The 20,547-nt window shown below is 60.3% G+C and carries 20 protein-coding genes and 1 pseudogene; 17 read left to right on the top strand and 4 right to left on the bottom strand.

The annotated features are described in order from the left end of the window. The first annotated feature begins 363 nt into the window (after positions 1-363). The 3 genes from ACD590_RS35390 to ACD590_RS35380 all read left to right on the top strand — a co-directional run bounded on the left by ACD590_RS35390 (position 364) and on the right by ACD590_RS35380 (position 1,119). Positions 364-558 carry an acyl-homoserine-lactone synthase gene (locus ACD590_RS35390; protein ID WP_439004397.1) on the top strand — a complete coding sequence of 65 codons (195 nt, stop codon included), beginning with the start codon at positions 364-366 and terminating at the stop codon, positions 556-558. 46 nt (positions 559-604) lie between these two features. Then, the gene (locus ACD590_RS35385) at positions 605-784 is read left to right on the top strand and encodes a hypothetical protein (RefSeq protein WP_439004408.1); all 180 of its coding nucleotides are present in this window, start codon (positions 605-607) and stop codon (positions 782-784) included. Between the two features lie 68 nt (positions 785-852). Beyond that, complete coding sequence (locus tag ACD590_RS35380; RefSeq protein WP_439004407.1) at positions 853-1,119, top strand: WGR domain-containing protein; 267 nt, start codon at positions 853-855, stop codon at positions 1,117-1,119. A 114-nt stretch (positions 1,120-1,233) separates the two neighbouring features. On the opposite strand, the pseudogene ACD590_RS35375 reads toward ACD590_RS35380, so the two are convergent. Continuing rightward, positions 1,234-1,374: pseudogene (locus ACD590_RS35375) on the bottom strand (DUF736 family protein); the annotation flags it as partial. 113 nt (positions 1,375-1,487) lie between these two features. Further along, positions 1,488-1,928 carry an RbsD/FucU family protein gene (locus ACD590_RS35370; protein WP_026188826.1) on the bottom strand — a complete coding sequence of 147 codons (441 nt, stop codon included), beginning with the start codon at positions 1,926-1,928 and terminating at the stop codon, positions 1,488-1,490. Between the two features lie 199 nt (positions 1,929-2,127). Between ACD590_RS35370 and ACD590_RS35365 the strand changes: the two genes are divergently transcribed. The 5 genes from ACD590_RS35365 (at position 2,128) to otsA (ending at position 8,601) form a co-directional block, all read left to right on the top strand. Beyond that, positions 2,128-3,126, top strand: coding sequence for a LacI family DNA-binding transcriptional regulator (locus ACD590_RS35365; RefSeq protein WP_018247078.1), 999 nt, complete (start codon positions 2,128-2,130; stop codon positions 3,124-3,126). Further along, positions 3,123-4,640 carry a sugar ABC transporter ATP-binding protein gene (locus ACD590_RS35360; RefSeq protein WP_439021058.1) on the top strand — a complete coding sequence of 506 codons (1,518 nt, stop codon included), beginning with the start codon at positions 3,123-3,125 and terminating at the stop codon, positions 4,638-4,640. The genes ACD590_RS35365 and ACD590_RS35360 overlap by 4 nt, the downstream gene beginning before the upstream one ends. Next, on the top strand, positions 4,640-5,683 hold the full coding sequence (locus ACD590_RS35355) for an ABC transporter permease (protein WP_018247080.1): 1,044 nt from the start codon (positions 4,640-4,642) through the stop codon (positions 5,681-5,683). The genes ACD590_RS35360 and ACD590_RS35355 overlap by 1 nt, the downstream gene beginning before the upstream one ends. A gap of 53 nt (positions 5,684-5,736) precedes the next feature. Beyond that, positions 5,737-6,726: a substrate-binding domain-containing protein gene (locus tag ACD590_RS35350; protein WP_018247081.1), complete on the top strand. Its 990-nt coding sequence runs from the start codon at positions 5,737-5,739 to the stop codon at positions 6,724-6,726. A gap of 483 nt (positions 6,727-7,209) precedes the next feature. Next, positions 7,210-8,601 (top strand): alpha,alpha-trehalose-phosphate synthase (UDP-forming), encoded by a 1,392-nt coding sequence (otsA, locus tag ACD590_RS35345; protein ID WP_247264758.1) that lies wholly within the window; start codon positions 7,210-7,212, stop codon positions 8,599-8,601. Positions 8,602-8,806: 205 nt separating this feature from the next. On the opposite strand, the gene ACD590_RS35340 is transcribed toward otsA, so the two are convergent. Then, positions 8,807-9,760, bottom strand: coding sequence for a sulfonate ABC transporter substrate-binding protein (locus ACD590_RS35340; RefSeq protein ID WP_439004394.1), 954 nt, complete (start codon positions 9,758-9,760; stop codon positions 8,807-8,809). 330 nt (positions 9,761-10,090) lie between these two features. After that, positions 10,091-11,041 (bottom strand): LysR family transcriptional regulator, encoded by a 951-nt coding sequence (locus ACD590_RS35335; RefSeq protein WP_018247085.1) that lies wholly within the window; start codon positions 11,039-11,041, stop codon positions 10,091-10,093. 94 nt (positions 11,042-11,135) lie between these two features. Here ACD590_RS35335 and ACD590_RS35330 point away from each other — a divergent pair, with 94 nt between their 5' ends. The 9 genes from ACD590_RS35330 to ACD590_RS35290 are packed head-to-tail and all read left to right on the top strand — an operon-like array spanning position 11,136 to position 20,463. Further along, complete coding sequence (locus ACD590_RS35330; protein ID WP_247264756.1) at positions 11,136-11,999, top strand: dioxygenase family protein; 864 nt, start codon at positions 11,136-11,138, stop codon at positions 11,997-11,999. After that, positions 11,996-13,054, top strand: a complete 1,059-nt coding sequence (locus tag ACD590_RS35325) for a maleylacetate reductase (protein ID WP_439004393.1) — start codon at positions 11,996-11,998, stop codon at positions 13,052-13,054. Before ACD590_RS35330 ends, ACD590_RS35325 begins: the two co-directional genes overlap by 4 nt. Positions 13,055-13,108: 54 nt before the next feature. Further along, positions 13,109-14,389, top strand: coding sequence for an ABC transporter substrate-binding protein (locus ACD590_RS35320; protein ID WP_247264754.1), 1,281 nt, complete (start codon positions 13,109-13,111; stop codon positions 14,387-14,389). A 51-nt stretch (positions 14,390-14,440) separates the two neighbouring features. Then, positions 14,441-15,160, top strand: a complete 720-nt coding sequence (locus ACD590_RS35315; RefSeq protein WP_334545412.1) for an ABC transporter ATP-binding protein — start codon at positions 14,441-14,443, stop codon at positions 15,158-15,160. Beyond that, positions 15,160-15,879, top strand: a complete 720-nt coding sequence (locus ACD590_RS35310) for an ABC transporter ATP-binding protein (RefSeq protein ID WP_047622217.1) — start codon at positions 15,160-15,162, stop codon at positions 15,877-15,879. The genes ACD590_RS35315 and ACD590_RS35310 overlap by 1 nt, the downstream gene beginning before the upstream one ends. Then, positions 15,866-16,729 (top strand): branched-chain amino acid ABC transporter permease, encoded by an 864-nt coding sequence (locus ACD590_RS35305; protein ID WP_168319819.1) that lies wholly within the window; start codon positions 15,866-15,868, stop codon positions 16,727-16,729. Before ACD590_RS35310 ends, ACD590_RS35305 begins: the two co-directional genes overlap by 14 nt. A 9-nt stretch (positions 16,730-16,738) precedes the next feature. Further along, the gene (locus ACD590_RS35300; protein ID WP_439004392.1) at positions 16,739-17,824 is read left to right on the top strand and encodes a branched-chain amino acid ABC transporter permease; all 1,086 of its coding nucleotides are present in this window, start codon (positions 16,739-16,741) and stop codon (positions 17,822-17,824) included. Then, positions 17,817-19,571, top strand: coding sequence for an FAD-dependent oxidoreductase (locus ACD590_RS35295; protein ID WP_222284253.1), 1,755 nt, complete (start codon positions 17,817-17,819; stop codon positions 19,569-19,571). Before ACD590_RS35300 ends, ACD590_RS35295 begins: the two co-directional genes overlap by 8 nt. A 7-nt stretch (positions 19,572-19,578) precedes the next feature. Then, a complete protein-coding gene (locus ACD590_RS35290; RefSeq protein WP_439004406.1) occupies positions 19,579-20,463 on the top strand; it encodes an intradiol ring-cleavage dioxygenase in 885 nt (294 codons plus the stop codon). Positions 20,464-20,547: the final 84 nt, after the last annotated feature.

Here is a 20,547-nt window from a genome sequence, read left to right as displayed (position 1 = left end):
TTTCACCTCGCGACGGTTTTTCACCGATGATCGCGCATTTTCCGTCGCAAAGGTTGCAGGTATCGCGTGAGTCGTCAAACCTTCTTTGGTTAACGAAAATTTAATAAACAACTTGCTGCCGACACCGTCATCCGGCGCTCCACCATATTTTTCAACGACTTGAAGGCGCGGAGCGTCGCTGAGCGGTTGTTTTCATACCCGCAGTTTTGCGGGTGGCGGTCCTATGTGCACGGGCCGCCCTGGTATGGACAAGGCACCACCTCCAGCGGCAGCGACGAGCGACTCGCAGATTTGCGACTGGAATCAAACCGCTTCTTTGCGCAAATCACGATCCGCGCACCAGCACAATTGCGGAGCGGGATCATGAAGCTGATAGCAATCCAGGCGCCGACGTCGAGCAAGGACGCAGCGATTCTCGGTCAAATCTACCACCTCCAGGCGCGCGTCGTCGCGGACCAGCTCGCCTGGAACGTCTCCAGATCCAATGGTCGGGAGCGCGATCAATTCGACGAAATCGAACCGACTTATATTCTTGCCTTAGCGGATAGGGGATATTGACGTGGTGATCGGTTGCGCACGGCTGCTGCCCGCCATTGGCCCTACCATGCTGGAACACGTCTTCCCGCAGCTCCTTTCGCCAGGGCGGCTCGACGCACATCCGTCATCTACGTCGATACTGCGTGTCCTCGTGAAGCCGGGGAGGGGGCCTTGCGCCACGTCACGTTCGGTATGTTTGCAGATATCCTACGGCCACTCGCCCAAGTACCATCCTTCACGGAAATGAATCAGTTGCATGTGATTGATTCAAATGTGTCGTTGGACGTCGCCGTCCCGTTTGACGATGATGCCAACATGACTGTGCAGCCCTACCACCTCTATATCGAACGAGCGGATCCGGAGAAGAACATGGCGCGCTACTACGCCATAGAGATTGGGCAGACGCTGTTTGGAGAGCCCTGCCTGACGCGGCGATGGGGACGGATCGGCAAGCATGGGCAGGAAAAGCACCATGTCTTCGAACGGGAGGAGGAAGCAGTTCGACTGTTCCTCGACCTGGTGAAACAAAAACGTGCTCGCGGCTACCGACCGAAAACAACTATCCGATATTTGCGGGGCTGACCTCGTTCTTCTTCTTTCCTTCACAGCCGAAGCGAGGGTGCCCCGCAGCCTCCCGAATGGATGTCTGTGTCAGCAGTTCGGCCCCGCCTGAGCGGCGGGGGCCTTAGCGGGCTCTTAGTCGCGGTTGGGGCGGGACCAGATCAGCTGGTAGCCGTCCTCGCCTTCGATCTCGGAGAGCGTTGCGTAGATCGGAGCTGGGAAGCTTGGATCGTCCAGCTTGACCGAGAGATAGTCGCGGTCGCTCTCGCTGAAGCGCCCTTCACGGCCTCGATGGCTGTCACAAGGATCGGTGACGGTCGGACGGCACCTGAAGAGGCCGCAAAGTAGCAAGGGTGGCAAGTCGCAGATTTGTTAGTCGAAGAGAACCCTCAGACCACGCCCTTCTTAAGGATGAAGTTCCCATAGGCGCGCGATTCCGCCGTCTGGATGACTGCAAACGATCGCATCGCGATGGGATAGTACGCAGACCTCTCGACCGGTTGGCTCGCTATCGAACGGCCCTCTGCTTCACTGCAAACGGCGAGGACGTCTTTGTGTACTTCCAGCAACTCGCCTGGCGCGTCGACGGCCTCCATGTGCATCAGAGGCGTCTCACTAAACGTGTCCAAGGGCATCATCTGAAGGATCCCGCGGACTGCAGTCGGTGCATCGACACCCTCTAAGATGAGAAGCTTTCCGCTCGTGGTTTGGGTCGCTACACGAAAACCGGAGAAGTTTCGATCCACGATTGCCAGTTCGTCGCCGTGACCCATGGAGGCCATGACCCACAACAGGTCGGCCGTAATGAACGGCGGCACACCCTTCAGCATGGCGTCTCCCTCCCAAGAGATTAGCAGCGACAAGAACGATGAACGATTAGCAGAAAAAAACGATTGCGCAAACGTTTCGATGGCGCTAGCGTTATTACATAGCGGATCCTGGGAGAGCCTCTGGAGGTTGGAATTTCGCTTGGGAGGATAGTTTGAAAAACCTGTTTGTTGCGCTGCTAGCGAGAGCTGGAGTGCGCTCATGACGACTATTTCCGAGGTGGCAAAGGCGGCCGGGGTCTCAGTCTCCACGGTTTCGCACGTTCTCAATAAGACGCGCTACGTCTCACCCGAGAAGGTCAAGCTCGTCCTCGAGTCCGTGGAGGCGATCGGATATATCCCCAATACAGTCGCTCGCTCGCTCAAATTGTCATCGACAGGTACCGTCGGCCTCGCGATTTCCGCAATTTCGAACCCTTATTTCAGTGACATCATCTGTGCGATTGAAACCGAGTGTTCCAAACGGGGCTTGATCGTGTTCCTCTGTGACACGCAAGATGACCCGGTCCGGGAGCTGGAACTGGTCCAGCATCTGCATCAACGCCGAGTCGACGGGATTATACTTGCGCCTTCGGGCGATCCTAAAAAAGCGCTGGACTATCTCATCCGGTCCGACCTTCCCTGTGTGCTTGTTGACAGGCTGTCGGACAACCGTTTCGACCAGGTCGGGACGGATAACGTCGCCGCAATACAAACGCTCGTCGATCATCTCGTGACGCTGCATCATCGACGGGTTGGGATCATTCTCGGTCAACCCGGCTTTGCGACGACTGTGGAGCGCGCAAAGGCCTTCCGCGCAGCGATGATCGAGAAGGGAATAGAGGTAGAGGACAATTTAATCAGCGACGGCAATCGCAGCACCGCCGACGCCACGGCTTCGACGCACCGTTTGCTGGAGCTGAAGGAGCCGCCGACAGCGATTCTTGCTTCGAACAATCTGGCGATGATCGGGGCTATGAGGGCTATCCGGGAGCGGAAGCTGCGTGTTCCCGCGGACATTTCTGTGCTTGGAATCGATGATTTCGAATGGGCAGATTATTTCGAACCGCGCCTGACGCTGATGGCCCAGCCTTGCGATGAGATTGGCAGGAAGGCGGCGGACTTGCTGATCGAGCGGATAGGCAACAAGCTCCGCCCCCGCGAGACCATTCGACTGTCGCCAGTTTTGCGGGTGCGTGAATCGTGTGGAGAGGCAGCATGAGCCACGTTGTTCTTTCAGCGAAAGGTGTGGTCAAGCGCTTCGGCGGCGTTCAGGCGCTTCGTGGCGTGGATTTCGAACTAAAGGTTGGCGAAATCCATGCGCTGCTTGGTGAAAATGGTGCCGGAAAGTCGACGTTGATGAACCTGTTGTCCGGTGTGAATACCCCGTACGAGGGAGAGATATTCATCGACGGCAAACCCGCGCGATTTCACAGCCCGCGTGATGCACAAGCAGCGGGAATCGCAACGATCTTCCAGGAGCTGGACCTCGTTCCGAGCCTGACAGTGGCCGCCAATCTCTTTCTCGGGCGCGAGCTTGTCCATCGGCATGGCACGCTCGATGGCAAGGCGATGCTGCAAGAGGCGCGCAAAAGACTGGAAGCGATCGACCGATCGATCGATCCCACCCAGTTCGTCAGTGAGCTTTCGATCGGCCAGCGACAGGTCGTCGCCATCGTCAAGGCGCTTTCCTACGCATCGAAAGCCCTCATTATGGATGAGCCGACGGCTGCCTTGACCGTTGGCGAAGTAGATCGATTGTTCGACATCATGCGTGGCCTGGCGTCCTCGGGCGTTGGCATCGTCTATATCTCGCATCGTCTTGAGGAAGTGCCGCAGATCGCTCACCGCGTAACGGTCATGCGCGACGGCAAGGTGGCTGGCGTCACCAAACCAGATGCTCCGCAGGCCGAACTGGTGCAGCTTCTCGTCGGACGTCCTTTGAACGAGCTTTATCCGCGCCGCGCCCATAGTGTTGGTGACGTGCTCCTGCGGATGCGGCAGGCTTCCTTCCGCCCACATCGCGCGTCTCCCGGGTGGCAAGCGCCCATCAAAGTCGATCTCGATGTTCGTAGCGGCGAAATCGTCGGGCTCGCGGGCGTTATGGGGGCGGGTCGAACCGAGCTCTTGAGCGCACTCTACGGAACAGGCGTGCCGGGCCAATGGCATGGGGACATTACGATTGGTGGCAGACCGACCAGGCTTAAATCGATCGCGGCTGCTCGCAGGGCAGGACTGGCATTCGTAACCGATGACCGGCGTGGAGCCGGTCTCATGTTGCGTATGTCTGTAGGTCTCAATCTGGTGATGTCGATCATCCGCTGGATATCACCAAGAGGCTTTATGTCTGCGCGACGCCAAGAGGACGCGATCAAAAGTTCTTTCGGCCAATTCGACATCCGTCCCAAGAATCCCGGGATCGCGGTCGGGGCACTTTCGGGGGGGAATCAACAGAAGGTCGTCCTCGCAAAGGAAGTGCTGGGAAATCCGCGCTTGTTGCTTCTCGACGAGCCGACGCGTGGCGTCGACGTCGGCGCAAAGGGGGAAATCTACGCCCGCCTGCGCAAACTTGCTTCAGAGGGATTGGGCATTCTTGTCGCTTCGAGCGAGATGCCCGAGCTGATCGGCCTGTGCGATCGAATAGTGGTTTTGCGCAACGGCAGCAGCGTTGCTGAGTTTTCTGGCGGCGTCGACGAACACGAAGTCCTGGCGGCCGCCAACGGGAGGGAGGCCTGATGTCCGAACAGCAAATTACATCCAATCCAGCCATTCAGCCCGCCAAGCGGATGGATCCGCTTGCGGTGTTGGTCCGCTTCCAAAGCTTGATCGGCCTTATACTCGTTTTCGCCGGGGGCATCATTTTCTCACCGCGTCGGCACGGTGTCATCCTGTTCATTCAACCCGACAACATCGCCAACATCGTCCGTGCGGTGTCTGAGACTGGCATCATCGCGATCGGAATGACGTTCGTGATCATCACGGCCGGAATTGATCTCTCGGTTGGGGCGACACTTGGTCTTGCGAGCGTGGTAACAGCAACATTGATGGTCTCAGGCGGTTTTGGGCTGATCACGACGGTGCTGGCAGTGCTGCTGATGGGCATTTGCTTCGGGTTGGTCCAGGGAGCGATCTCAAGCAAGTTTCGACTTGAAGCGTTTATCGTGACTCTCGCCGGTCTACAGGCAGCTCGCGGGCTTGCACTCGTTGTGTCGGACAATCAGTACATCAATATCTCTTATGGTGATGGTCCTGGGCTCGCTCCGCCCATCTTTGCCATTCTGGGCGGTCGACTATTCGGCAACGTCGTTCCCGTGGCTACGATCGTCTTCTTGATCTTTGCCTGCATCGCCACGCTGGTGCTGAACACGACCAGATTCGGCCGTTACGTCTATGCCGTCGGCGGAAATGAGCGCGCCGCCCGCATCTCAGGTGTTCCGGTCTCGGCAATCAAGATCGCCGTTTACGCCATTACCGGCTTTGCATCCGCGCTTGCTGGCATCGTCCATGCCGGGCAATTCAATTTTGGGAGTGCCAATGATGGGACCGGATATGAATTGACGGCCATCGCGGCTGTCGTCATCGGAGGAACCAGCCTGTTTGGCGGGTCAGGTTCAATGGTCGGAACAATCGCCGGTACGATCATGCTCGGCGCTTTGGCCAATATATTGCAGCTGAACAACATCACGCCAGCGATGCAGTTGCTTGCCACAGCGGCAATTATCGTTCTGGCGGCAGTCCTTCAATCCCTCGTTCGTCGCCGCGAAGGATTGGGCAGGTAGTGTGGCGGCATCACCCGGAGGGTGGATCCGGGATCAATGTGGAGGAGAAAGTAATGACACAGAATGCACTTCGACTGTCGCATGCCGGGCGCATGGCACTCCTGGCCGGGTCATGCCTTGCTATTGCCGGCGTGGCTCACGCTGCCGATCCGCTGGTGAAGGCTTGTGCCAAGGATGGCGAGTTCGTCATCGGCTTCTCGCAGGCCAACAATGCGGAGCCCTATCGCCAGCACGTCAACGATGAACTAGAGGCAGCCGCCAAGGCAGTCCCGCAGTTCACGCTGCAGATCGCTGACGGCGCGGGAAACGTCAACACCCAGACATCGCAGGTCGACAATTTCATCACCCAAAAGGTTGACCTTCTGTTGATCTCGCCTTTCGAGGCGGCTCCGCTTACGCCCGCCGTCAAGCGGGCAATGGACGCGGGTATCCCGGTCATCGAACTTGACCGCAAGACAAACGGTGAGGCTGGCAAGGACTACACAGCTTTCATCGGAGGAGATAACTACAAAATCGCGTTGGCCGCCGGCGAATATACGAGCAAGACGCTTCTGCCGGATGGCGGCGAGGCGGCCGTGCTGCAGGGGCTGCCGAGCTCGACACCAGCCGTCGAACGGCTCAACGGCTTCAAAGATGGCGTGAAGGCAAACCCCAAGATCCAGATCGTGGCGGAACAAGCGGCTGACTGGTTGCCGGATAAAGCGCAGACCGCCTTCGCGGCAATGCTGCAGGCTCATCCCGATATCAAGATGGTCTATGCCAGCAACGACATGATGGCGGCGGGTGCGCTACTTGCTGCGAAAGGTGCCGGTAAGAGCGTGAAGATCATCGGCACCGACGGCTTGCCGGGTCCAGCAGGCGGGATCGAGGCAGTCGCAAAGGGCGACTGGTCAGCGACCTTCACTTATCCGACAGGAGGCAAAGAGGCGGTCGACATGGCTAAGTCGATATTGCTGGACTGCGCATCGTCGGTGCCGGCGACAGTAACGGTCGATACCACCGCCATTACGCCCGAAAACGCGAAGCAGATGATGGGTAAGTAAAGCTCCAGACTCAACCCGGCCGGACGCGTCCGTTCAGCCGGGTTGAACCATATCCACCGGTTGGCGCGTCTGACCGAGTCGTCGCGTCATTCGACCAGTTGGTCGAAAATTTCGGCAGCAGCCGGCCTAAGTCTTCTTACGGTGCCGCGGGGCTGGTTAGGCGCCAGCCGTGACAGAATGTCAGGTCCGAGTTGGGCCAAGATCGCGAAACTGAAAAGCCAAACCCGAAAACGTCACCGAACATTGATGACCCAAAGCGATGGAATGCCGCTAGCCTGATCGTTATGTGGCAGAAGGCGTCTGGACTGGTCATCACAGACGATGTTACCGACCAAGTATTGGTTGGCGAGGTCAAAAGAGGTAAGTCTAGCAACTCGTCGACTCGCGTCTGCGCGTCTCGGTCTCCTGCCATGTCGGCAGCTTCGCGGACTGATCGGATCATTGGCCATTCGCGGCTAGAACACTCCATGAAAGGACTTTGCAATGGCACGGCTTGTTGTCGTTTCCAATCGAGTGCCGATTCCCGATAAAGACGGCGTGGCACCGGCAGGCGGTCTTGCCGTCGCCTTGCAGGCCGCTCTCCAGGAACGAGGGGGTATCTGGATGGGGTGGTCGGGCAAGTCGAGCGGGAGCCGAGAACCGGAGAGGCTCTCGCGGCGGCAGCAGGGTAACATCACCTATGCCGTGACCGACCTGACCGATACCGACGTCGAGGAATATTATCACGGCTTTGCCAACCGCGTTCTCTGGCCGGTTTGCCACTATCGGCTCGATCTTGCAGAGTATGGCCGCAAGGAAATGGCCGGCTATTTCCGCGTCAACCGCTTCTTCGCACAGAGGCTGGCGCCGCTGATCGAGCCGGACGACGTCATCTGGGTGCATGATTATCATCTCATTCCGCTGGCGGCGGAACTGCGCCGGATAGGGCTGAAAAACCGAATCGGTTTCTTCCTGCACATCCCTTGGCCATCAGCCGACGTGCTCGTCACGATGCCGGTGCATGAGGAAATCATGCGTGGATTGTCGCACTACGACCTTCTCGGCTTCCAGACCGACCATGATCTTCAGAATTTCGCCGGTTATCTCACGCGGGAGGGCATCGGGGACGACCTCGGCGACGGCTTATTTGATTCACACGGACGGACGTTCAAGGCAGCTGCCTACCCAATTGGGATCGAGACCGCGGCTTTCGCTGAACTCGCAGGCAAAGCTTCGGCAAATAACATGGTCCGCAAGGCCCGGCAGAGCGTCGAGGGACGCGACTTGATCATCGGCGTCGACAGGCTCGACTATTCGAAGGGCATTACCCAGCGTCTGGACGCTTTCGAACGTTTCATCACCAGCAATCCAGCCTATCAAAACAAGGTGACATACTTGCAGATCACGCCCAAATCGCGATCCGAAGTGCCTGAATATGAACAGATGCAGCGAATGGTGGCTGAACAGGCGGGCCGGGTAAATGGCGCGATCGGAACCGTGGATTGGGTGCCGATCCGCTACATAAATCGGTCCAGCAGCAGAAATGTGCTCGCTGGCCTCTACCGTCTTGCGACAATCGGATTCGTAACGCCGTTGCGCGATGGGATGAACCTGGTCGCGAAGGAATATGTCGCGGCGCAAGACCCCGATCGCCCGGGCGTCCTCGTTCTTTCCCGCTTTGCCGGCGCGGCCCGCGAATTGAAAGGTGCACTGCTGGTTAATCCCTATGATGTCGAAGGCACCGCCAATGCCCTTGCCAAGGCACTCACGATGTCAATCGAGGAACGCCGCGAACGCTGGCGGGGAATGATGGATCATCTGCTAGAACACGACGTCTCTCGCTGGTGCAATGACTTTCTGAGAGATTTGATCGCGAAGACGCCTGCCGCCAATTAGGTTTTCCACGCAAACCGGACGATCGAACCGCGCCGGATCGCCGGCGCCAAAACTCACGACTGAGAGGGTTGCGTTCTGATTTGCGGCCCCTCCCAATGCACCGCGTCTCAGCTTCACACGGAGCCCGGTGTCCCGGCTGAGTGTCATGCGAGAAGGCGGCCAGACTTTCTCGCTCGAGCCAGTGCTCAGATCCTGAAGATGGGCATCACGCCTTGCCCTTGCGGACGACGTCCGCAATCGTCACCTCTTTGGGAATGAGCTTCAGTTTGAAAAAGGTGTCGGCGATGCTCTGCTGCTGCGCGACGACCGTGTCATCCAGACTCTTGATCCCGTAGGACTGACGTTCGAGCGCCTTGACGAGGACAGGTTCGGGGATGCCGACCGACGGTGATAGCTCCGCAGCCGCAGCCGCGGTGTCGGACTTGGTCCATTCGTCGATCTCGGAAATGGCGTCGATCAAGACATCGATCGCCTGGGCATGGCCGTCAACCAGCGAAGTCGTGCCGAGATAGAACTGGTGGTTGGGAACGATGCCCTCGCCGTTTCTGAGCTCTCGCGCTTCGATCGCCACTTCCGCAGCTGCCTGGAAGGGATCCCAGATGACCCATGCATCCACCGCGCCCTTTTCGAAAGCCGCGCGGCCATCGGCTGGGGCGAGAAAGGATGGCTCCACGTCCTCGTAGGTCAAACCGGCTTCTTCGAGCGCCTTAACGAGCAGGTAGTGCACGTTCGAGCCTTTGGTAAAGGCGATCTTCTTGCCCTTCAGGTCGGCAACGGACTTGATGGGACTATCCTTCGGGACAAGTATGGCTTCACCGCGCGGGGCAGGCGGCTCGTGTGCGATATAGACAAGCGGAGCGTTCGCCGCCTGGGCGAAGATCGGCGGCGTTTCCCCGGTCGATCCGAAATCGACCGCACCAGCGTTCAGGGCTTCGAGGAGCTGGGGACCGCCCGGAAATTCGGTCCATTCAACGGTGTAGTCGATGGATTTGAGTTTCTTCTCCAGCAACCCTTTGCCCTTGAGAAGCACCAGAGTTCCATATTTCTGGTAGCCGATGCGCACCACCTTGTCAGTCGCACCAGCCAGTCGAACCTGCATCAAAGGTGTTGCGATGGCACCTGCCACCACCGCAGTGAAAGCGCGTCTTGTGATCTTCATCATACCCTCCGGAATAGACGACGCTAAAATAAAGTATGTCTACATTTTTCCTAGAGTATACATGCTCCCGCGTCCCCTTCTTCCGGATTCGCTTTTTTGTTCTGCCGCAGTAACGAGCAAAAAGAACCGCGCCTGTTGCTGGCCCGATTTCGAGCGCCGATCGGAGCGTCGAGGCGTTGCTAAAAGAGCGGGTGGCTGCCGTCTTTACCGATGACGGTTTCCTTGATGAGGAATATGGCCATGAGGAAGGACAACCCGGCTGTATCTGGGTCGTCGATGTCAAGTCGAATGTGTAGTGGCGCCAACCTACACCAAATTCTTGCATCGTGTTTATGAGCCCCAGACCACTGACTGCTCATGCCGCTTGATCAGGTGCTTGAGGTTATCGAAGCCCGTGCGGATGTGGCGGGCGAAGTGATCTACGGCGGGCGTGCGAGGTGCGTCCGAACGCTTCAACAGACCGAGCGCGCGTTCCGGATGGGGGATGGGGACGGGCAGGGCTGTGATGGATTTTTCGTTACGCAATGCGAAGACGACGCTGTGCGGCATGATGGTCAGTGCATCAGCCGCCTTCATGTAGTGGACGACGCTCATGAGGGAGCCGCCCGAATAGCGAATCTTGACTTCGGTTGCGCCGAAAGACAGGAGCATGCTGCGCAGATCGGTGAGCAGCGGGCTGCCTGGCGGTGGTGCCACCCAGGGAAAATCGAGCAGGTGTGCCGGTTGAGGCCGCCGCTTCAACAGCAATGGATGGGTGACCCGGCAGGCGATGACGTTGCGGCCGGGCAGGATTTGCTGGAATTCAAGGCCGGAGCCCTCGTCGAGAATATCGATTGGACAGATGGCAAGGTCGATCTGGTCGGCATTGAGCGCGGCCCGGAGGTCTGGGAAATAACCATAGGTCTGGTCGATGCGCACGTCTGGATGCAGGTTTTGGAACTCGGCGACCATCCCGGCGATCAATGCGTCCATGAAAAAAGGCGTGCCGCCGACACGCACCACGCCGCTCCTGCCGACCCGAAAGCTTTCGACGACATCGGAGGCCTTGCGTGATGCCGACAACATGGTCTGACCGTGATCGGCCAGCGCTCGTCCCAATGGTGTTGGCTGCAGCGGCCGTCGCCCCTTGACGAACAGCGGTTCGCCGATGCGGGCTTCGAGCATCGAGAGCGTGCGCGAGACGGCCGGCTGCGATAGGCCGAGCAGGGCTGCTCCCTCGGTGACCCCGCCGGTTTTAACGACTGCGGCAAGCTGGACAAGGTGGCGTTCATCTATCTTCATAACGATATGATATATTAAACTGGAATAAAATCATCATGGGCAAAGTGATCTCGCGCTAATTTATCTCTACCAGCCATTGCTTTGGAGGAGACGCATGACGCCGGGTCCGATGGCGCTGAATTTCAGCGAGGCCAACTCGCATGACATGTTCGCGCAACGACTTCCGCCATCAAAGGAGCACAGCCTGCCGCAGGTTCTCGCGGCGGCGGTGACGCATCTTCATACCTTGATCCGCGAAGTGCGACCCACCCAGGCGGAATGGCGCCAGGTCATCGAATTCTTGACCGATGTCGGCCACGCCAGCGACGAGCGGCGCCAGGAGTGGGTGCTGCTGTCGGATCTGCTCGGCGCTTCGGCACTGGTCGAGGAGATCAATTCGCGCCGTCCGAAGACGGCCACCCCCAACACCGTGCGCGGACCTTTCTTCCGCGCCGACGTTCCGCAACTGCCGCTCGGCGGCAATATTTCGCTCGATGGAATCGGCGAGACACTGGAGGTTTCCGGCCGCGTGCAGGATCTCGATGGCGAGCCTATCGCAAATGCCGAAATCATCACCTGGCAGGCCAATGCTCAAGGGCTCTACGAAAACCAGCAGCCGGACCAGCAGCCGGAATTCAATCTGCGCGGCAGCTTCCGCACGGATGCGGACGGACGTTTCCACTATCGGACCATCAAGCCATGTGGCTATGGCGTGCCCGACGATGGTCCGGTGGGAAAGCTTCTGCGGGAGGCGGGCTATCCACTGCGCCGCCCGGCGCATCTTCATTTCATCATCAAGGCGCCGGGCTTCGAGACGATCACCACGCATATCTATGACGGCAGCGATCCGCATCTGGCCGAAGACGCGATCTTCGCCGTCAAGCCGGAGCTGGTGCGAACCTTCGAGCAGCAGGGCGAGGAATGGTTGTTGAAACTGATTTTCATCATGGTCCGCGCCAGACAGAGAGGCGACACATGAGCCGCGATTTCATCTATCGCGGCAGCCCCGCCCATATCGTCTTCGGCGAAGGCAAGAGCGCTGCCGCCGGCGAATGGGTGGAAAAGCTCGGATGCGCCAAGGCGTTCGTCCTCTCGACGCCGCAACAGAGGGCCGACGCTGAAGCGTTGGCCGCGCGGCTGGGCTCTCTCGCCGTCGGCGTCTTTGCCGGCGCCGTCATGCACACGCCAGTCGATGTCACCGAAGAGGCGATGGAAGTGGTTCTCCGAACGCAGGCCGATTGCGTCGTTTCGCTCGGCGGCGGATCGACCACCGGGCTTGGCAAGGCAATCGCCTATCGCACGGATCTGCATCAGATCGTCATTCCGACGACCTATGCCGGATCGGAAGTCACGCCTATCCTCGGCCAGACGGAGGGCGGGCGCAAGACCACCGTGCGCCATGCGAGCATCCTGCCTGAGGTTGTGATCTACGACCCCGCCCTGACGCTCGGCCTGCCGGTTGGCATGAGCGCCACCTCGGGCCTGAATGCCATGGCCCATGCGGTCGAGGCGCTCTACGCGCAGGATCGCAACCCGATATCGACACTGATGGCGGCGGAGGGGCTGCGGGCCTTCAAGACCAGTCTGCCCGACATCGTCGCTGTGCCGCGGGATGCCGATGTCCGCGCCGATGCGCTCTACGGCGCCTGGCTCTGCGGCACCGTGCTCGGCACGGTCGGTATGGCCCTGCACCACAAGATCTGCCACACGCTGGGCGGCACTTTCGATACGCCGCACGCCGACACGCATGCGATCATGCTGCCCCACACCGCCGCCTACAATGCCGCTGCCGTGCCGGAACTTCTGGCGCCTGTCGCCGATATCTTTGGCGGTTCGGTCGGCGGCGGGCTTTGGGATTTCGCCAGTCAGATCGGTTCACCGCAGGCGCTGAAGGATCTTGGCCTCAGCGAAACCGATCTCGATCGCGCAGCCGAGATCGCCACCGAAAATCCCTACTGGAATCCGAGGCCGATCGACCGGCAATCCATTCGTGCCCTGCTACAGGATGCCTGGCAGGGCAAACGGCCGGCATGAGTTGACGACAGACATCACGCTCTCTGGGAGGAGAGAAAAATGGGAGGAGGAAACATGTTTACGAGACGCGATTTTCTGAAGACGACGGCCGCCACCGGGGCACTGGTGGCGACATCCGGGCTTGCCGCCCCCGCAATCGCACAGGATGCTACGATCAAGCTCGGTTATGTCAGCCCGCAGACGGGGCCGCTTGCCGCCTTCGGCGAGGCCGACAAATTCGTCATCGACAGCTTTCTGACGACCACCAAGTCGATGGGTCTCAACTATGAGGTCGTCGTCAAGGACAGCCAGTCCAATCCGAACCGGGCGGCGGAGGTCGCCAAGGAACTGATCGTCACCGATGAGGTGAACCTGATCCTCGTCGCCTCGACGCCGGAGACCACCAATCCGGTGGCGACCACCTGCGAGGCCGAGGAAATGCCCTGTATTTCGACGGTGGCGCCCTGGCAACCCTGGTTCATCGGCCAGCAGGGCAATCCCGGCGACCCCACCTCGTGGAAACCATTCAACTATGCCTATCACTTCTTCTGGGGTCTCGAGGACGTCATCTCCGTCTTCACCAATATGTGGGCGCAGATCGAGACCAATAAGAAGGTCGGAGGCTTGTTCCCCAATGATGGCGATGGCAATGCCTGGGGCGATAAGGTCGTCGGCTTCCCGCCGGTGCTGGAAAAGATGGGCTATGGCCTGATCGACCCCGGCCGCTACCAGAATATGACCGACGATTTTTCGGCGCAGATCAACGCCTTCAAATCGGGCCAGTGCGAGATCATCACCGGCGTGGTGATCCCGCCTGACTTCACCACCTTCTGGAACCAGGCCAAGCAACAGGGTTTCGCCCCGAAAATCGCCTCGATCGGCAAGGCGCTACTCTTCCCGCAGACCGTAGAGGCGCTTGGCAATGCCGGGCATAATCTGTCGTCGGAAGTCTGGTGGACGCCGAGCCATCCGTTCAAGTCGTCCTTGACGGGGGAAAGTGCGACACAGGTGGCAGCCGCCTTCACCAAGGCGACTAACAGGCCCTGGACACAGCCGATCGGTTTTGCCCATGCGCTGTTCGAGCTGGCGGTGGATGCGATGAAGCGGGCCGGAGACCCCAAGGATGGGGATGCCGTCGCGCAGGCGATTGCGGCGACCAAGCTCGATACGCTGGTCGGGCCAATCGCCTGGGACGGCAAGGGCCTGCCGCCGTTTGCCGCCAAGAACATTGCCAAGACGCCGCTCGTCGGCGGCCAGTGGCGGCTCAAAGACGGCGGCGGCTACGATCTCGTCATCACCGACAATAAAACGGCGCCGAACATTCCGGTCGGCGGCAAGATGGAAGCTATCGCCTGATTTTGGGCGCGGGGCCCGCTAGAGGCCCCGCCTGTTCTGGGAGGAATGGGTTTGGCAATTCTCGAACTCGATGGTGTCTCGAAGAAATTCGGAGCGTTGACCGTGGCCGAGCAGATTTCCTTTGCCGTCGGCGAAGGCGAGGCGCTGGGGATTATCGGGCCGAACGGCGCCGGCAAGTCGACGCTCTTCAATCTGATCACCGGCAATATCGCCGCCGATAGCGGCAGCATCCGCTTTCTCGGCAGCGATGTGACGCGCACGCCGCCGATGGCGCGCTGCCTGTCGGGAATGGGCCGCACCTTCCAGATCCCGCAGCCGTTCGAGAAGCTGACGGTCTTTGAAAACCTCCTGGTCGCCGGCGCTTTCGGCTCGCGGCGGCGCGAGGCCGAGGTGTCGGACCGTTGCGCCGAAATCCTGGTGGATACAGGGCTGATCGACAAGGCGAATGTGCTGGCCGGAGGCCTGTCGCTGCTACAGCGCAAGCGGCTGGAACTGGCGCGCGCGCTGGCGACGGAACCGAAGCTGCTGCTGCTCGATGAAATCGCCGGCGGACTGACCGAGGGCGAATGCCGGTCGTTGGTTGCCACGATCCGCGCCATTCATGCGCGCGGCGTTGCGGTCATCTGGATCGAGCATGTGCTGCACGCGCTGAATTCCGTCGTCGAGCGGCTGCTGGTGCTGCACTTCGGCAGGGTCATCGGCATCGGCAAGCCGCAGGACATCATGGCCTCGCGCGATGTGCGCGAAATCTATCTGGGGATCGAGGTCTGATGGCGCTGCTCGAAACCAGAGGCTTGACTGCCTCCTACGGTGATTTCCAGGCGCTGTTCGGTGTCGATATTACGGTCGGCGCCGGCGAAACCATCGCCATCATCGGCGCCAACGGCGCCGGCAAGACGACGCTGATGCGCTCGATCTCGGGCGTGCTCGCCAATGCGGCTTCGTCGATCCTTTACCGCGACGAGCCGATCGGCGCGCTGCCGGCGCCTGACATTCTGGCGCGCGGCATTGCCATGGTGCCGGAAGGGCGAAAGCTCTTTCCATCGCTGAGTGTCGAGGAGAACCTGCTGATCGGCAATTATGGCCGCAAGGTCGATGGGCCGTGGACGCTCGAAAGCGTCTTTTCGCTGTTCCCGGTCCTCAAGGAGCGGCGCGACAATCCGGCCACAGCACTTTCCGGCGGGCAGCAGCAGATGGTGGCGATCGGCCGCGGGCTGATGTCCAATCCGGCGGTGCTGCTCTGCGACGAGATCAGCCTCGGTCTGGCGCCTGTCGTGGTCCGCGATATCTACGCCGCCTTTCCACGAATCCGCGAGACCGGCGCTTCGATCGTCATCGTCGAGCAGGACATCGCCCAGGCGCTGAAGGTGGCCGACCGCGTCTACTGCATGATGGAAGGGCGGGTGACGCTCTTCGGCCGCGCCGCCGATCTTAGCCGCAACGACATCCACAAGGCCTATTTCGGGACGGATCACCATGAACTGGCTTGATACCATTCTCCAGGGCGTGCTGCTCGGCGGGCTCTATGGGCTGTTTGCAGCGGGGCTCAGTCTCGTCTTCGGCATTATGCGGCTGGTCAACCTCGCCCACGGCGACCTGATCGTGCTTGCCGCCTTCCTGATCCTGGTGCTGGTGACGACACTCGGGCTCGACCCGTTTGTTGCCGCCCTGATAGCGATGCCGCTGATGTTCGCCATCGGTTGGGGCCTGCAATATTTCCTGCTCAACCGCACGCTCGGCAAGGATATCCTGCCGCCGCTGCTCGTCACCTTCGGCCTGTCGATCGTCATCCAGAACGGCTTGCTCGAAGGTTTTTCCGCCGATAGCCGCCGCGTCTTTGCCGGCAGCCTCGAAAGCGCCTCCGTGAATTTGGGCCCCGTCACCGCCGGCATCATGCCGCTGATGACCTTCTTTTCGGCAGTCGCCGTCATCGTCTGTCTCAACCAGCTGATCTATCGCACGTCCGTCGGCCGCGCCTTCCGGGCAACCTCGGACGATCCGGTGACAGCAGGGCTGATGGGCATCCGGCCGCAACGTATCTTCGCCATGGCGACGGGACTTGCCATGGTCGTGGTGACGATCGCGGCTCTCTACCTCGGGACGCGAGCAAATTTCGATCCGACATCAGGACCGGCGCGGCTGATCTATGCCTTCGAGGCGGTGATCATCGGCGGGCTTGGCTCGCTCTGGGGCACGCTCGCCGGCGGCATCATTCTCGGCGTTGCCCAGACGCTGGGCGCTGCGATCAATCCGGAATGGCAGATCCTTGCCGGCCATCTGGCATTCCTCGCCATTCTCCTGTTCAAGCCGCGCGGCCTTTTCCCGCGCGCGGTGGATTGAGGTGCATCAATGACCATGGCCATTCCCTCCTTCACCGTCGAGACGCGCACCAGGGCATCGACATTGTCCGCCGCGGCGATCATTGCCCTTTTGCTGCTTGCCTTCGCCGCACCCTTCATCGTCTCGCGCGGCGCCATCCAGGACTTGTTCTTCATCCTCACCATGCTGGTCTTGGCGCAGAACTGGAACCTGCTTGCCGGTTATGCCGGGCTGATCTCGGTCGGCCAGCAGGTCTTCGTCGGCTTCGGCGCCTATACGATGTTCGGCTGCGTCATCCTGTTCGGCATCGATCCGGTCGTTGCAATCCTGATTGCCGGGCTGTTCTCGGTCGCCCTTGCCATTCCCACAGCCTTCTTCACCTTTCGGCTTTACGGTCCCTATTTCGCCATAGGCACCTGGGTGGTGGCCGAGGTCGTGCGGTTGCTGCTGGCCCAGTGGAAAGCGCTCGGCGGCGGCACGGGCACCTCGTTGCCGCGGGATGCGACCCGCGACATGATGGGCGTCGGCGCAATGCGCGATGTCTTCGGCATGAAGGCCTCGCAGGCAGGCGATGCACTGACTTACTGGCTGGCGCTGATCCTCGTCGTCGCGACCATCGGCTTCATCTATGGGCTGCTGCGCAGCAAGCAGGGCCTTGGTCTCGCCGCCGTGCGCGACAACGAGCAGGCGGCCCGCGCCGTCGGCGTCGATGCGCGGCGGATGAAGACGCTGGTCTATCTCGCCACCGCCTTCATGACAGGCATTGCCGGGGCGCTGATCTATGTGCAGAAGGCGCGGATTTCGCCGGATGCGGCCTTCTCGGTCACCGACTGGACCGCCTATGTCATCTTCATCGTCGTGATCGGCGGCATCGGCACGATCGAGGGACCGATCCTCGGCGTCATCATCTTTTTTCTGCTGCAGAACCTCCTGGCCGATTACGGCTCCTGGTACCTGCTGATGCTGGGTCTTCTCGGCATCGCCATCATGCTGTTTGCGCCGCGCGGCCTTTGGGGACTGTTCTCAGAACGCACCGGCATCCAGCTTTTCCCCGTTCGCCGCGTCCTGAAGGGCGGGCCGCTCAATCTCACGCATAGGGGAGGGCCTCATGGCTGACATTACCACCGACGTACTCATCATCGGCACCGGCCCAGCAGGCTCCGCCAGCGCTGCCCTGCTCTCGTCCTACGGGGTCGAGAACCTGGTGATCAACCGCTACCGCTGGCTCGCCAGCACGCCGCGCGCCCACATCACCAACCAGCGCACCATGGAGGTGCTGCGCGATCTCGGCCGCGACGTGGAGGATGAGGCCTATATGTTCGCGGCCGAGCAGGACCTGATGGGTGAGAACGTCTTCTGCACCTCGCTCACCGGCGAGGAGATCGGCCGGATGAAGAGCTGGGGCAAACATCCGCTGTCACGCGCCGAGCACCAGCTGTCGTCGCCGACCCTTATGAATGACCTGCCGCAGACCTTCATGGAGCCGCTCCTCTACAAGACGGCCTGTTCGCGCGGCAGCCAATCGCGCATGTCGACGGAATATCTAAGCAATGTACAGGATGAAGACGGGGTTACGACGACCTGTCTCGACCGGCTGACCGGCAAGGAGTTCACCGTCCGCTCGAAATATCTGGTTGGCGCCGATGGCGGCAATTCCAGGGTTGCGGAACATGCGGGCCTGACATTCGAAGGCAAGATGGGCGTCGCCGGTTCGATGAACATTCTGTTTGAGGCCGATCTGTCGCGACTGGTCGCCCATCGACCCTCGGTGCTTTACTGGGTGCTGCAGCCGGGCGCCGATGTCGGCGGCATCGGCATGGGTCTGGTGCGCATGGTAAGGCCGTGGAACGAGTGGCTGATCGTCTGGGGTTACGACATCAATCAGCCGGCCCCTTCGGTGGATGAAGCGCATGCGAAGAAAGTCGTGCGCGACCTGGTCGGCGATCCCGATCTCGATATGACGATCAAGTCGGTCTCGACCTGGACCGTCAACAACATGTATGCCACGTCAATGTCGAACGGCCGCGTCTTCTGCATGGGCGACGCCACCCATCGCCATCCGCCGTCAAACGGGCTCGGCTCGAACACCTCGATCCAGGATGCATTCAACCTGGCATGGAAGCTGGCTTTCGTCCTCAAGGGCGCCGCTGACCAGAAACTTCTCGATAGCTATCAGGACGAGCGAGCGCCTGTCGCCAAGCAGATCGTCACCCGCGCCAACAAGTCGATCGAAGAATTCGGGCCGATCTTCAAGGCGCTCGGCCTGCTTGATTCGATCGATCCGGTTAAGATGCAGCAGAACATGGATGCTCGCTGCAACAACACGGTTGCTGCTGAAGAACAGCGCGCCGCCATCCGCAAGGCGATCGCCGACAAAGTCTATGAGTTCGATTGCCACGGCGTCGAGATGAACCAGCGCTATCGATCCCGGGCGATCGTAACGGATGGGCAGGCGGAGCCGGCGTTCGCCAGAGACCCGGAGCTGCACTGCCAGCAGACGAGTTGGCCGGGTGCAAGGCTTCCACATGCCTGGGTTTATTCCGCGACAGGTGAAAAGCTGTCGACGCTCGACCTTGCCGGACACGGCAAGTTCACGGTGCTCACCGGCATCGGCGGGCAGGGCTGGATCGAGGCCGCCCGAACCCTGGGGAAGGAACGGGGCATCGATATAGCCGCACACCTGATCGGTCCGCGTCAGCCCTGGCAGGACTTTACCGGCGACTGGGCGAATATGCGCGAAATCCGCGACAGCGGCGTCCTGCTCGTGCGTCCCGACCATCATATCGCCTGGCGAAGCGAGGCGATCGTCGACGATCCGTCAGCCGAACTGCGGCGCGTGCTGACCACCGTTTTAGGGAAATGAGGCCATGATTGACGCACATGAAAAGGGTTTCTTCACAGAGGAGAACTCAGTTGAGGTGGTGACGAGCCGGAACGCCACCGCCACAGACCAGCGCCTGAAGCGTGTGATGGAGGTCGTAACACGTAAGCTGCACGAGGCGGTAAAGGAGCTTGAGCCGACGCAGGAGGAATGGATGGAGGCAATCCTTTTTCTCACCCGCACAGGGCACACATGCAACGAATGGCGACAGGAATTTATCCTGCTGTCGGACGTGCTCGGCGTGTCGATGCTGGTCGACGCCATCAATAACCGCAAGCCCTCAGGGGCTTCCGAAAGCACTGTTCTTGGCCCGTTTCACGTTGCCGACGCGCCGGAACTGCCGATGGGCGCCAACATCTGCCTCGATCAGAAGGGCGAGGACATGGTCATCGGCGGCCACATCCTCGGCACTGATGGCAGGCCGATTGCCAACGCTGTGATCGACGTCTGGCAGGCCAACGACGAAGGCTTCTACGACGTGCAGCAGAAGGGGATCCAACCAGACTTCAACCTCCGCGGCGTCTTTCGCACCGGCGCGGACGGCCGTTACTGGTTTCGCGCGGTCAAGCCTAAGTATTACCCGATCCCGGACGATGGACCGGTTGGCAAGCTGCTCGGTGCGCTCGGTCGCCACCCCTACAGGCCTGCTCACCTGCACTACATCATCAAGGCCCACGGCTTCGAGACGCTCACGACACACATCTTTGATCCGGACGACCCGTATATCCATTCTGACGCCGTCTTCGGTGTGAAGGAGAGCTTGCTTGCCAAGTTCCAGCAGGTTGAGGATCCGGTACGCGCCAACGAGCTCGGTTTCCTGGGTGAGTTCTGGCAGGTAGAGCACGATTTCGTGCTGGCTCGGCCGGAGGAGTAGGATCTTTTGGCGCAAGTCGGCCCCGTCCAAACCGGCGACCAGTTCCACTCGCGGTGAGGTCCGGACGGGCATCTTCGGCCAACC

Origin of the sequence: Rhizobium sp. 862_C5_N1_2 (assembly GCF_051811205.1) — a bacterium.
GTDB lineage: Bacteria > Pseudomonadota > Alphaproteobacteria > Rhizobiales > Rhizobiaceae > Rhizobium > Rhizobium leguminosarum.
This window is presented reverse-complemented; position numbering and strand designations above follow the sequence as displayed.

Excerpts from the sequence above, each read along its gene's own strand:
- ACD590_RS35390 (WP_439004397.1), top strand. The coding sequence starts at position 364 with ATGAAGCTGATAGCAATCCAGGCGCCGACGTCGAGCAAGGACGCAGCG.
- ACD590_RS35385 (WP_439004408.1), top strand. The coding sequence starts at position 605 with ATGCTGGAACACGTCTTCCCGCAGCTCCTTTCGCCAGGGCGGCTCGAC.
- ACD590_RS35380 (WP_439004407.1), top strand. The coding sequence starts at position 853 with ATGACTGTGCAGCCCTACCACCTCTATATCGAACGAGCGGATCCGGAG.
- ACD590_RS35370 (WP_026188826.1), bottom strand. The coding sequence starts at position 1,928 with ATGCTGAAGGGTGTGCCGCCGTTCATTACGGCCGACCTGTTGTGGGTC.
- ACD590_RS35365 (WP_018247078.1), top strand. The coding sequence starts at position 2,128 with ATGACGACTATTTCCGAGGTGGCAAAGGCGGCCGGGGTCTCAGTCTCC.
- ACD590_RS35360 (WP_439021058.1), top strand. The coding sequence starts at position 3,123 with ATGAGCCACGTTGTTCTTTCAGCGAAAGGTGTGGTCAAGCGCTTCGGC.
- ACD590_RS35355 (WP_018247080.1), top strand. The coding sequence starts at position 4,640 with ATGTCCGAACAGCAAATTACATCCAATCCAGCCATTCAGCCCGCCAAG.
- ACD590_RS35350 (WP_018247081.1), top strand. The coding sequence starts at position 5,737 with ATGACACAGAATGCACTTCGACTGTCGCATGCCGGGCGCATGGCACTC.
- otsA (WP_247264758.1), top strand. The coding sequence starts at position 7,210 with ATGGCACGGCTTGTTGTCGTTTCCAATCGAGTGCCGATTCCCGATAAA.
- ACD590_RS35340 (WP_439004394.1), bottom strand. The coding sequence starts at position 9,760 with ATGAAGATCACAAGACGCGCTTTCACTGCGGTGGTGGCAGGTGCCATC.
- ACD590_RS35335 (WP_018247085.1), bottom strand. The coding sequence starts at position 11,041 with ATGAAGATAGATGAACGCCACCTTGTCCAGCTTGCCGCAGTCGTTAAA.
- ACD590_RS35330 (WP_247264756.1), top strand. The coding sequence starts at position 11,136 with ATGACGCCGGGTCCGATGGCGCTGAATTTCAGCGAGGCCAACTCGCAT.
- ACD590_RS35325 (WP_439004393.1), top strand. The coding sequence starts at position 11,996 with ATGAGCCGCGATTTCATCTATCGCGGCAGCCCCGCCCATATCGTCTTC.
- ACD590_RS35320 (WP_247264754.1), top strand. The coding sequence starts at position 13,109 with ATGTTTACGAGACGCGATTTTCTGAAGACGACGGCCGCCACCGGGGCA.
- ACD590_RS35310 (WP_047622217.1), top strand. The coding sequence starts at position 15,160 with ATGGCGCTGCTCGAAACCAGAGGCTTGACTGCCTCCTACGGTGATTTC.
- ACD590_RS35305 (WP_168319819.1), top strand. The coding sequence starts at position 15,866 with ATGAACTGGCTTGATACCATTCTCCAGGGCGTGCTGCTCGGCGGGCTC.
- ACD590_RS35300 (WP_439004392.1), top strand. The coding sequence starts at position 16,739 with ATGACCATGGCCATTCCCTCCTTCACCGTCGAGACGCGCACCAGGGCA.
- ACD590_RS35295 (WP_222284253.1), top strand. The coding sequence starts at position 17,817 with ATGGCTGACATTACCACCGACGTACTCATCATCGGCACCGGCCCAGCA.